This window comes from Marinicella sediminis (assembly GCF_002000055.1).
Classification (GTDB): domain Bacteria; phylum Pseudomonadota; class Gammaproteobacteria; order Xanthomonadales; family Marinicellaceae; genus Marinicella; species Marinicella sediminis.
This window is the reverse complement of sequence record NZ_MVBD01000040.1, coordinates 1-781: the sequence shown is the minus strand read 5'-3', so window position 1 is coordinate 781 and position 781 is coordinate 1. Positions and strand designations below refer to the sequence as shown.

Annotated in this window: 1 protein-coding gene; it reads left to right on the top strand. The window is 44.9% G+C overall.

Annotated elements, in window-relative coordinates:
- Positions 1-290 precede the first annotated feature (290 nt).
- The coding region (locus B0475_RS17360; protein ID WP_408606452.1) for a transposase at positions 291-781 on the top strand (491 nt) is incomplete at its 3' end.

Here is a 781-nt window from a genome sequence, read left to right as displayed (position 1 = left end):
GTCTGCAACCATCAAACTCATTTTAAAACAGGCCATTTCAGCCTAATTCACCACATACCAAATTTCCGGACTTATCAACGCCCCTCTACGCTGTCAAATGAGTACTGTTCCTTAAAAAAACCTCCTTGATCAATCAAGCTGGCTCCTTTAGCTAATGCCTGTCCTTGTAATTGTCTGAGACACCCTATTACCACATTGTTTCCAGATGCGTCCGCAGAGCTTTCCTTTGTGGCAATGATCATGCCTCAGGCAGAACGTTTGAGCACAGGCGTCAATGGGTTGTTGAACGCATGAAGTTCCTGGCCAAACTGTTCAACATTGACATCTGCGCCTATGCAGTGATGAGCAATCATTTTCACATCGTCCTCAAGATCAACAACAATGCTGATTGGTCAGACAAAAGAGTGCTCATAACCTGGGCAGGTTTATTCGATTTACCAGGCCCTTGTGAGTCGTATATTCGAGGTGAACATTTAAGCAAACCAGAACTCGATTTCGTGATTCAAAAAGCAGATATCTATCGAAAGCGACTGAGATCCATCAGTTGGTTCATGAAGTGCTTGAATGAATACATTGCCAGGCGGGCCAATATCGAAGATGGTTGCACAGGACATTTCTGGGAATCGCGCTTCAAGAGCCAGGCATTACTTGATGAGCGCGCACTGCTAACCTGTATGACCTACGTCGATTTGAACCCAATTCGAGCTGGTATGAGCAAGACTCCTGAACAATCAGCATACACATCCATCCAGGAGCGAATAAAAGACAAAAACACCAGGCT